The 10,140-nt window shown below is 72.9% G+C and carries 10 protein-coding genes; 4 read left to right on the forward strand and 6 right to left on the reverse strand.

What is annotated here, in order from left to right:
• On the forward strand, nucleotides 1-613 hold a 613-nt coding region (locus K6I34_RS22765; RefSeq protein ID WP_229328182.1), incomplete at its 5' end, for a CU044_5270 family protein.
• A gap of 458 nt (nucleotides 614-1,071) precedes the next feature.
• Here the strand turns inward: K6I34_RS22765 and K6I34_RS22770 are convergent.
• From K6I34_RS22770 to K6I34_RS22790, 5 genes are all read right to left on the reverse strand, one after another.
• Nucleotides 1,072-1,911, reverse strand: a complete 840-nt coding sequence (locus tag K6I34_RS22770) for a class II fructose-bisphosphate aldolase (RefSeq protein ID WP_229328183.1) — start codon at nucleotides 1,909-1,911, stop codon at nucleotides 1,072-1,074.
• A gap of 50 nt (nucleotides 1,912-1,961) precedes the next feature.
• Nucleotides 1,962-2,897, reverse strand: coding sequence for a 1-phosphofructokinase family hexose kinase (locus tag K6I34_RS22775; protein WP_229328191.1), 936 nt, complete (start codon nucleotides 2,895-2,897; stop codon nucleotides 1,962-1,964).
• Between the two features lie 249 nt (nucleotides 2,898-3,146).
• Nucleotides 3,147-4,313 (reverse strand): N-acetylglucosamine-6-phosphate deacetylase, encoded by a 1,167-nt coding sequence (nagA, locus tag K6I34_RS22780; protein ID WP_229328184.1) that lies wholly within the window; start codon nucleotides 4,311-4,313, stop codon nucleotides 3,147-3,149.
• Nucleotides 4,313-5,320 carry an ROK family protein gene (locus K6I34_RS22785; protein WP_229328185.1) on the reverse strand — a complete coding sequence of 336 codons (1,008 nt, stop codon included), beginning with the start codon at nucleotides 5,318-5,320 and terminating at the stop codon, nucleotides 4,313-4,315. Before K6I34_RS22785 ends, nagA begins: the two co-directional genes overlap by 1 nt.
• 192 nt (nucleotides 5,321-5,512) lie before the next feature.
• Complete coding sequence (locus K6I34_RS22790) at nucleotides 5,513-6,436, reverse strand: SIS domain-containing protein (RefSeq protein WP_229328186.1); 924 nt, start codon at nucleotides 6,434-6,436, stop codon at nucleotides 5,513-5,515.
• A gap of 220 nt (nucleotides 6,437-6,656) precedes the next feature.
• Between K6I34_RS22790 and K6I34_RS22795 the strand changes: the two genes are divergently transcribed.
• From K6I34_RS22795 to otsB, 3 genes are all read left to right on the forward strand, one after another.
• Complete coding sequence (locus K6I34_RS22795; protein WP_374230993.1) at nucleotides 6,657-7,940, forward strand: extracellular solute-binding protein; 1,284 nt, start codon at nucleotides 6,657-6,659, stop codon at nucleotides 7,938-7,940.
• Between the two features lie 10 nt (nucleotides 7,941-7,950).
• Nucleotides 7,951-8,184, forward strand: a complete 234-nt coding sequence (locus K6I34_RS22800; RefSeq protein WP_229328188.1) for a DUF3263 domain-containing protein — start codon at nucleotides 7,951-7,953, stop codon at nucleotides 8,182-8,184.
• A gap of 221 nt (nucleotides 8,185-8,405) precedes the next feature.
• Complete coding sequence (gene otsB / locus K6I34_RS22805) at nucleotides 8,406-9,248, forward strand: trehalose-phosphatase (RefSeq protein ID WP_229328189.1); 843 nt, start codon at nucleotides 8,406-8,408, stop codon at nucleotides 9,246-9,248.
• Between the two features lie 11 nt (nucleotides 9,249-9,259).
• Here otsB and K6I34_RS22810 read toward each other — a convergent pair whose 3' ends face one another.
• On the reverse strand, nucleotides 9,260-10,018 hold the full coding sequence (locus tag K6I34_RS22810; protein ID WP_229328190.1) for a hypothetical protein: 759 nt from the start codon (nucleotides 10,016-10,018) through the stop codon (nucleotides 9,260-9,262).
• Nucleotides 10,019-10,140: the final 122 nt, after the last annotated feature.

Consider the following 10,140-nt stretch of genomic DNA (forward strand, 5'->3'; position numbering starts at 1 on the left):
GGTCGACAGGGCGGGCGGCAAGGAGAAGCTCGTGGTGAGCCCGCTGCACTCGCGCCAGGTCTGGCGCTCGCCCGACGGCCTCAGGAGTTTCGTCTACGAGCCGGACCACAAGTTCATGGACAAGAACGGCGAGGACCTCGACCTCGACCCCTCCCGTGAGGCCGTCGACCGGGGCTCCTACAACAGCGTCAAGGCGCTTCCCACCGATACCGATGCCCTCCTCGCCCACCTCTACGGGTCGGGCAGGATGGGCGACCCCCAGGCCGACTGGACGGCGTTCGGGGAAGTGGGCCGACTGCTGGAGGAGCAGATCGCGACGCCGGAAATCAGCGCCGCGCTGTTCAAGGCGGCTGCCAGGATTCCCGGCGTCGCCCTCGTGGACAGGGCCGCCGACGCGACCGGCCGGGCCGGCATCGCCATCACCCACACCGGCCCGGTCAGCCGCCAGGAATGGATCTTCGACAGGGACACGTACCAGTACCTCGGCCAGCGCGAAGTGCTGGTGAAGCCGTATCGGGGCCTCGAACCCGGTGCGATCACCTCTGAGACCGTGGTCGTCAAGCGGGCCGTGGTCGACGCGAAGAAGGAACTTCCCGACGGCGGGACGCTCTGATCGGTTCTCCTGGCCGAGAGGTGGGCATTCTTGCGGACTTTGTGGAACTGATGAGCGGCGCAATGTTCTCGAACGCCGCTGGACAGTGCCGACGGCGACGAATTCCTCCTGGCCATCGAGGCGCAAGGGCGCCGCGATCAGGTCAAGGCGGTCAGCTGGGCGTACTGCGTCTCGGCGTGTTCGGTGAATCGGGCCGGTCGTCCAAGCGGAAGACGGAGAGGCTGGACGGGCACGCCGATCGGTACGGATAACTGTGGACCAGCTCTCTGTCCGTACCGGTCTTGATGCGGTCCTTCACGGATTTCGGCCACAGCATCTCTTCGTCAACTCCCAGCCCTGTGCAGGCGTCTTGGCGGTTCTTGCCGACAAGGAGTCGAAGCGGAACCGGCATGACGCACCCCGGGGGCGCCCCGGCGTCACGCGCTCCCGGCCGTGCGCCCGCCGGGTGATCCGCGGCCTCACCCCTCCGTCGTCCGCAGGAACTGCGCCACCGCCCCCGCCATCGCCCCCCGCGCAGGGGTCAGGTACTTCCTGGGGTCCACCGTCGACGGGTGGGCCTCCAGGAAGGCGCGGACCGCGCCGGTGAAGGCCGCGTTCAGGGCCGTGCCGACATTGATCTTGGTCATGCCCGAGGTGACCGCGTGGCGGAGTTCCGTGTCGGGGACGCCGGACGAGCCGTGGAGGACGAGGGGGACCGGGAGCGTGCCGCGCAACGCCGCGATCAGGGTGTGGTCGAGGGACGCCGTGCGTTCGGACATGGCGTGGGAGCTGCCGACCGCCACGGCCAGCGCGTCGACGCCCGTGTCCATGACGTAGGCGGCGGCCTCGGCGGGGTCGGTGCGGACGCCGGGCGTGTGGGCGTCGCCCGGCTTGCCGCCCACGCGGCCCAGTTCCGCCTCGACCCACAGGCCCCGCTCGTGGCCCCAACGCACCGCCTCCGCCGTGGCCTTGACGTTCTCCGCGTACGGCAGGCGCGACGCGTCGTACATCACCGAGGTGAAGCCGTGCAGCGGTGCCTCGCGCAGCAGGGTGTCCGACTCCACGTGGTCCAGGTGGAGGGACAGACGTGTCGTCGAGGCCGCCGCGACCGCCGCCGTCGCGGCGGCGATCGGGGCCAGGCGGCCGCCGTGGAACTTCACGGCGTTCTCGGAGACCTGGAGGATCGCGGGCAGGCCCGCGGCCTCCGCGCCCTCGGCGATCGCCTCGGCGTGCTCGACCGTGATGACGTTGAAGGCGACGACCGCCCGTGCGGCGGCCCGCGCCTCGGTGACGAGTTCTCCGGTGGTGACGAGCGGCATGTGACCCACCCTCCTGAATTCCGTGAGCTGTTGGCGCTTGGCGCTTGCACTTACGCTTCCGTGACCTTCACCTGCGGCAACAGGTCCTCGTACGTCGGCCGGTCGAACTCGCCCGCGGCCGGGGCCCGTACCGTCGCCGCCGCGAGGGCCACCGCGCGGGCGAGGCGTTCGGGCCAGGGGAGGCCCTCCAGCCGGCCGGCCAGGAGGGCGGCTGCCGCCGTGTCGCCCGCGCCGGTCGGGTTGCCGGTCAGCGGTTTCGGCGCCGCCGCGCGCCAGGTGCCCTCGGGGGTCACGGCGAGCATGCCGTCCGGGCCCAGGGTCGTGGCCACCGTGCCCGCGCCCCGGCGGCGGGCGTCGAGCGAGGCGCGCAGGGGCTCCGTGGAGCCGGTGAGGGCGGACAGCTCCTCGATGTTGGGCGTCACCAGGTCGGGGCGGGCGGCGATGCCGCGCCGCAGGGGTTCGCCGCTGGTGTCGAGGAGTACGGGCACGCCCAGCGCCCGCGCCTGCCGGACGAGGTGCGCGTACGCGCCGACCGGCACGCCCGGCGGCAGGCTGCCGCACAGGGCGACGGCCTCCGCCTCGCGCAGAAGGCGCGCGTAGGTGTCGGTGAAGGCCGCCCACTCCTCGGCCGTGACGTCCGGGCCCGGTTCGTTGAGTTGGGTGGTGCCGCCGCCCGCGCCGTCGACGACGGCCACCGTGCGGCGCGTGGCGCCGAGGACGGGGACGAAGGCTTCGGAGAGGTCGGCGGCCCCGTTCCCGGGGGCGCTTTCGGCGAGCAGGCGGCGCACGGTCTCTCCCGTCACGCCCCCGGCGAAGCCCGTGACGACCGTGGGGTGCCCGAGCGCGGCCAGGACCCGGGCCACGTTGAGGCCCTTGCCGCCGGGGCGTTCCATGACGTCCGAGACGCGGTGCGAGGAGTTCGGGTGCAGACGCGGAACGCGGTAGGTCAGATCGAGTGCGGTGTTGAGCGTGACCGTGAGGATCATCGGCGGCTCTCTCCCATGACCGGGGACGGCGTTGTCGGCGGCGCTGGTGGTGCGGTGCTGGTGGTGCTGTTCCGTGCGGTGCCGCGCGGTGCCGTGCTGCGCTGTGCTGTGCGTATTACCCAAGTCGGTACGGCGGTGTTTCGGCGGTGTGACGGCGGCCGCGCGAGCGATCATGCCAAAGCAGCGGCGGCGCGCCCAGACCTCGGGCGGCGCCGCCGCTGCGTGAGCACTCGTCAAGAGCGCGGAGAACTACCGTACTTCGGGCTTAACCACCCATTCGCCCTGGCGCATCACGCCGACGAGCTCGTACGCGGAGTCGAGGACGACGAGGTCGGCGTCCTTGCCCGGCTCCAGCGAGCCGACGCGGTCGGCGACGCCCAGCAGCCGCGCCGGGTTCACGGACAGGGCCCGTACGGCGTCCTCGACCGGCAGCCGGTCGATCGTCACCGCGCGCTTGAACGCCGTGTCCAGCGTCAGCGTCGAGCCCGCGATCGAGCCCGCCGTCGGACCGTCGGCGATGCGCGCGACGCCGTCCTTGACCTCGACCCGCATCGGGCCGAGCGGGTACATGCCGTCGCTCATGCCCGCCGCGCCCATCGCGTCCGTGATGAACGCGACGCGGTCCGCGCCCGCGCTGCGGAAGGCGAGCTCCAGCACGGCGGGGTGCAGGTGCGTGCCGTCGTTGATCAGCTCGACGGTGACCCGCTCGTCCTCCAGCAGCGCCGCGATCGGGCCGGGCGCGCGGTGCAGCAGCGTGGGCATCGCGTTGTAGAGGTGCGTGGCCACGGTCGCGCCCGCGTCGATGGCCTCCAGCGTGGCCTCGTACGTGGAGTCGGTGTGCCCGACCGCCGCGATCACGCCCGCGTCGGCGAGCAGCCGGACCGAGTCCAGGCCGCCGGGCAGCTCGGGCGCCAGGGTCATCATCCGGGCCGCGCCGCGCGCGGCGTCGACCAGCTTGCGCACGTCCGCCGGGTCCGGGTTCCGCAGCAGCTCCGGCTGGTGCGCGCCGCAGCGGTGCGGGGAGATGAACGGCCCTTCGAAGTGGATGCCCGCCAGCTCGCCCTGCTCGGTCAGCTCCGCGAGGACGGCCGCCTGCCGCGCCAGGTCGTCGAGGTCGCCGGTGACGGTCGAGGCGACCATCGTGGTCGTGCCGTGCGCGCGGTGCGTGGCGACGGCGCGGAGCGCCTCCTCGGGGTCGCCCGCGGAGAAGGACGCGCCACCGCCGCCGTGGACGTGCATGTCCACGAAACCGGGGACGATCCAGTGGCCGGTGAGGTCGAGGGCGTCCGGGGTGGCGGGCGTGGTGGCCTGCCCCGCCTCCGTGATCCGGCGGTCTTCGACCGTCACCCGGCCGTTCTCGACCACACCGGTCGGCAGCACCACGCGGGCACCGGCGAGAACCGTTCGTTCGACCATCAGGCGGTTACCTCCGTGGTGTTGTTTTCGGTGTCGGTGTCGGTGTCGGTGTCGGTGGGGGTGGTGGCGGTGGCGGTGGCGAGCAGGTCCCAGGCGAGGAGGCCCGCGCCCAGGCAGCCCGCGGTGTCGCCGAGTGCCGCGGGGACGATCCGGGGGAGCTTCTGGAAGGTGATCCGTTCCGCGACGGCGGCGCGGAGCGGTGCGAACAGGGTGTCGCCCGCCTCGGCCAGGCCGCCCCCGATGATCAGCGTATGCGGGTCGAGCAGGGTGAGCCCGATGACGAGGCCGTCCGCGAGCGCGTCGACCGCCTCCTGCCAGACCGCGCGGGCGAGCGCGTCGCCGGACGCGACGGCCTTCGCGCAGTCCGCGGCGTCCGCGTCCGCGTCGCCGGTGGCCCGGGCCCAGGCGGCGCTCACGGCCGCGGCGGAGGCCAGCGTCTCCAGGCAGCCGCGCCCGCCGCAGCCGCAGACCGGGGCGTCGGGGCCGGTGCGTACGGAGATGTGGCCGATCTCGCCCGCGTAGCCGTGGGCGCCCTGCTCGATGCGCCCGTCGATGCCGATCGCGCCCGCGATGCCGGTGCCCAGCGGCACGAAGAGGAAGCGGTCCGCGCCCCGGCCCGCGCCGATGCGGCCTTCCGCGAGGCCGCCGGTGCGGACGTCGTGGCCGAGGGCCACGGGCGTGCCGCCGCCCAGGCGCTCGCCGAGGAGGGCGCGCAGCGGTACGTCGCGCCAGCCGAGGTTGGCGGCGTAGACGGCGGTGCCGGTCGTGGCGTCCACGATGCCGGGTACGGCGACGCCGGCCGCCGCGGCGGGCTCCCCGAAGAGGCGGCGCCCTGTCTCCTGGAGCTCCGCCGCGAAGTCCAGGATCCCCGCGACCACCGCTTCCGGGCCGCGGTCCCGGCCGGTGGGGCGGCGGGCCTCGTGGAGGAGGACGTGGTCGGGGGCGGGGCCGATCAGGGCGGCCTTGATGGCGGTGCCGCCCACGTCGAGGGCGATGACGTGTTTCACGTCGTTCAGTTTCGCCGGTGGGGGACGAAAGGTCTAGTCCACTCTGAGGTGCCCGGAAGAGTGGGATCACCCTCCGGGGCTCCGCCCCGGACCCCGGCGCCTATCGGGGTGCGGCTTGCGCCCGGCGCGCGGCCGCGGGTCCGGTGGGGGCTGGTCGCGCAGTTCCCCGCGCCCCTAGGGGGGCTTCGCCCCCTAGGAGAGGACGACGCTGCGCGTCAGGCCCCGGGGGCGGTCCGGGTTCTGGTCCTTGGACTCGGCTACCGCGACAGCGAGCCGCTGGGCGCGGATCAGGTCGGCCATGGGGTCGAGGCGCGAGCCGTCGGCGAGGAGCGTGCCGCCCGCGCGGATGACGTCGGCGGCGAGGCCTGCCGGGGACGGGCCGAGGATCCAGGCCACGCGGCCGGGGGCGGTGATGGACACGGGGCCGTGGCGGTACTCCATGGCGGGGTACGCCTCCGTCCATGCCCCCGCCGCCTCGCGCATTTTCAGCGCCGCCTCCTGCGCCAGCCCGTACGCCCAGCCCGCGCCCAGGAACGTCCACTGTCCGGCGGCGAGCACGGCCGGGGGCAGCGGCTCGGCGACCGCCGACTCCGCGTGGGCCGCCGCTTCGGCGACCGGGCGCACCCCGGCCGGGAGGGGGCCGCGGGCCTCCAGGCCCGCGCGGAGGAAGGCCAGGGCCGTGGTCGCGAAGCGGGTCTGGACGACGGACTCCTCGTCCGCCCAGTCCAGCGCCGCGACCGTCTCCGCCACGGTCCGTACGGGGGTCGCCGGGGCGGCGGTGAGGGCCAGCGTCCGCGTACGGTCGCGGAGCGCCGCCAGCAGGTCCAGGACCTCGGTCGTGGTGCCGGAGCGGGTGATCGCCACGACCCGGTCGTAGGCGCGGGCGCGCGGGAACTCCGAGGCCGGGAAGGCGTCCGTCTCGCCCTGTCCGGCGGCCTCGCGCAGTGCCGCGTACGCCTGGGCCATGAACCACGACGTGCCGCACCCGGTCACCGCGACGCGTTCGCCCGGCTCGGGCAGGCCGTCCGCCTCGGCCCCGGCCCCGGCGGCGCGCCGCCAGCAGTCGGGCTGGGTGTCGATCTCTGCTGCCGTACGGGAACGAGAGGGCTGCTGCATGCGCGTAAAGCTCCTTGTTCACGGTTTTCACGGAAAAACGAGCGGTGCGGTGGGCGCCGGACACGTGGATAGCAGCCCCGCGGTGAGCCTGGGAAGAGGGGGACGGGAGAGGAAGAGCGATACCGAAGCGAAACCGGAGTCGGCTGGACCGTATGGTTACGAGCGGGAGAGACTCACGGTCTCCAGCGACGGACACCAACCACGAAGGTGGGAAGCAGTAGTGCAGCGGCGGCGGTTCTTGGGTCTGACGGCGGCGGGTGCCGCCACTGCGGCATTGGCGCCCACGCTGACGGCGTGCGGGAGCAGCGGGCCCGGTGGCTCCAAGAAGCTGAAGCTGATCGCCGCGGACTACGGCGACAACTCCGCCAACAGCTCCAAGAAGTACTGGGACAACCTGGTCCGCGCCTTCCAGGAGAAGCACAGCAAGATCAAGGTCGACGTCGAGGTCTACAGCTGGACCGAGGTCGACAAGAAGGTCGCCGACCTGGTCAAGGCGGGCAAGGCCCCCGACATGGCCCAGATCGGCGCGTACGCCGACTTCGCCGCCGCGGGCAAGCTCTACAGCGCCGACCAGCTGCTCACCATCCCCACCCAGGCCGACTTCATCACCTCGATCGAGAAGGCGGGCGAGGTGCAGCGGGTGCAGTACGGCATGCCGTGGGTCTCCAGCACCCGCATGCTCTTCTGCAACAAGAAGCTCTTCGCCAAGGCCGGTATCGCCACGCCGCCCGAGAGCTGGGACGACCTCCAGGCCGCCGCGCTCAAGCTCAAGGCGGCGGACGTGAAGATACCCTTCGGCCTCCCCCTCGGCCCGGAGGAGGCGCCGGCCGAGACCATGCTGTGGTTCCTCAGCGCGGGCGGCGGCTACACCGACGCCAACGGCGCGTACACCATCGCCCGCAGGGAGAACGTCGACGCCCTGCTGTGGCTGAAGGACCAACTGGTCGGCAAGGGCCTCGTCGGCCCCGGCAACCCCGCCCGCACCAACCGCCAGGAGGTCTTCGACGCCTTCTGCCGCGGCGAGGTCGGCATGCTCAACGGCCACCCCACGCTGATGCAGCAGGCGAGGGAGAAGGGCGTCGAGTTCATCACCGCGCCGCTGCCCGGCGTCAAGGGCAAGGCCAAGTCGACCATGGGCGTCGCCGACTGGATGATGGCCTTCAAGCAGAACGGCAACCGCGACCAGATCGGCACCTTCCTCGACTTCGTCTACAGCACCAAGAACGTGCTGGAGTTCACCGGCCAGTACGACCTGCTGCCGGTCACCTCGTCCGCCTCCCGGAAGATGGCCGGCGACAGCAGCCGCCAGAACCTGCTGCCCTTCCTCCAGCAGCTGGAGAACGCCGAGTTCTACCCCGCCGACAAGACCTCCTGGGCGGCGGTCAGCAAGGCGATCAAGGAGAAGATCGGCTCCACCGTGCTCCAGGGCGGCGACCCGGGCAGCGTCCTCGGCGAGATCGAGCGCGAGGCGACCGCCACGGAGAACGCGGGCCGCACCAGCTAGGTTGAGCGACGTGAGTCTGTCTGAGCTTTCCGAGCGCGATCGTTCGGTGCTGGCCTTCGAGCGGCGCTCGTGGGCCGGGGCCGGGGCGAAGGAACGCGCGATCCGGGAGGAGCTGGGGCTGACGCCCACGCGGTACTACCAGCTGCTCAACGCGCTGCTGGACGACGAGGCAGCGCTGGCGTTCGACCCGGTGACGGTGAATCGCCTGCGGCGCGTACGGGAGGCGCGGCGGGGTCGCCGCTGATCTTTGACCGGTGTGGGTGCGGCTCGGTTGCCGGGTGCGCCTACTGGGGTGCCTCTTGCGCTGCGCGCGCGGCCACCTGTTGTGTCGTGGCTGGTCGCGCAGTTCCCCGCGCCCCTGACGGGGCACGGCCCCGTGGGGGTCCGGGGGCGAAGCCCCCGGAGAAAAACTCTTCTTCCCACAGCAACCCCAGCGGCGCCGCAGACGAGGGGTAGGGTCGCCCCATGGGTATGGAACCCCGCACCGACGCAGGGCGGCGAGGGCTTGCCGCTCTGACGGCCGCGCCGGAAGACGCTGTTGTCGCGCTGGACTTCGACGGGACGCTCGCGCCCATCGTCGCCGACCCGGAGAAGGCCCGCGCCCACCCGGGCGCCGTGCCCGCGCTGGCCCGGCTCGCGCCACGGGTCCGCTCCGTCGCGGTGATCACCGGCCGCCCCGCGGGGGTCGCCGTGCGGTACGGCGGCTTCGCCGGGGTCACCGGGCTCGAACACCTCGTCGTCCTCGGGCTCTACGGCGCCGAGCGCTGGGACGCCGTGACCGGCACCGTGCACGCCCCCGCCCCGCACCCCGGGGTCGCGGCCGTCCAGGCGGCGCTGCCGGGGGAGCTGGACCGGGCCGGTTCCTGGTCCGGCACCTGGGTCGAGGACAAGGGCCGCGCCATTGCCGTGCACACCCGGCGCGCAACCGACCCGCAGGCCGCGTACGACGCCCTGCGCGCCCCCCTGGAGGCGCTCGCCGAGCGCCACGGGCTGATCGTCGAGCCCGGCAGACTCGTCCTGGAGCTGCGCCCGCCGGGCGTCGACAAGGGGGCCGCGCTCGCCGAGTACGTACGGGAGACGGGCGCGGGCTCCGTCCTCTACGCCGGGGACGACCTCGGTGACCTCGCGGCCTTCTCCGCGGTGGAGAGGCTGCGCGCCGAGGGGCTGCCCGGCCTGCTGGTGTGCAGCGGCAGCGCGGAGGTGACGGAGCTCGCCGAACGGGCCGATCTGGTGGTCGACGGCCCGAGCGGCGTCGTCGCGCTGCTGGCGGACCTCGCGGACCGCCTCAGCGGCCCCGAGGCCGGCTGATCATCGGCTGATCACTCGTCGTCCGGGTCCTTGGCGGCGGCCGACGGGCCGCCCTTCTCGGGGATGCCGAGGTTCTTGAGAGCCGTCGTCCAGTCGTGGGCGATGGCCTCCTGGGCCTTGACGAGGGTCGTCTTGCCGGAGCAGATCGCGGTCTTGAGCTTGGTCTCGACCACGTCCTTGGGGTTGTTCGGCCCGGCGCCCTCCTTGTGCCCGGGGGACGGCGGCTGGACCCACAGGTTGCGCGGGTCGTTGGGGTCGCCGCCGAGCTGGAGGCTGATGAGGTGGTCGTACTCGTAGTCCTTCAGCGAGCCCTTGTAGCCGTACGACTCCGCGTTGGCGGTCTTCTCGCGGCTGGTGATGTTCACCGGCGGCCGGATGCCCTTGGTGTAACCGGAACTGCAGATCGTGGTCTTGAGCGTGTCCTGCGTGACCTTCGGGTTCGTCGCGCCCGGCGTGCACTTGGGGTCGGGCAGCGGCTGCTTGTCCGCCGTGTACTGGTAGTGGCAGGAGCCTGCCGCGGGCTGCTTCTGCACGGTGTACGCGGGCTGCGGGCCCGGCCCGACGGGGATGGCGCCTCCTGACGTGGAGGGCGAGCCGCCTGTGCTCGCGGAGGCGGAGGAGGAGCCGGAAGTGGCAGGGGAGGAGGCGGGGTTCGAGCCCTTGGCGTCGTTCTTGCTGTCGGAGTCGTCGGACGAACAGCCGGCCGTCAGGACGAGAGCGGCGGCTACTGCTGCCGCGCAGGCTGCGGCGCGGCGTGGGGCGATTGGCATGCCGCTATGGTTACCCGTCGGGGTGGGGGTGAAGGCGGGGCGTAGAAGCGTTTTTGCTCACGCCTGGCGCGATTATGGGCGCCGCGCGCGCCCTTCTACCCACCGGGGGCTCCGCCCCCGGT

The organism is Streptomyces sp. UNOC14_S4, from assembly GCF_020740835.1.
Lineage (GTDB): Bacteria > Actinomycetota > Actinomycetes > Streptomycetales > Streptomycetaceae > Streptomyces.

Bases quoted from the DNA above. Each gene is read 5' to 3' on its own strand.
- K6I34_RS22770 (WP_229328183.1), bottom strand. From the start codon at position 1,911: ATGCCGCTCGTCACCACCGGAGAACTCGTCACCGAGGCGCGGGCCGCC.
- K6I34_RS22775 (WP_229328191.1), bottom strand. From the start codon at position 2,897: ATGATCCTCACGGTCACGCTCAACACCGCACTCGATCTGACCTACCGC.
- nagA (WP_229328184.1), bottom strand. From the start codon at position 4,313: ATGGTCGAACGAACGGTTCTCGCCGGTGCCCGCGTGGTGCTGCCGACC.
- K6I34_RS22790 (WP_229328186.1), bottom strand. From the start codon at position 6,436: ATGCAGCAGCCCTCTCGTTCCCGTACGGCAGCAGAGATCGACACCCAG.
- otsB (WP_229328189.1), top strand. From the start codon at position 8,406: ATGGGTATGGAACCCCGCACCGACGCAGGGCGGCGAGGGCTTGCCGCT.
- K6I34_RS22810 (WP_229328190.1), bottom strand. From the start codon at position 10,018: ATGCCAATCGCCCCACGCCGCGCCGCAGCCTGCGCGGCAGCAGTAGCC.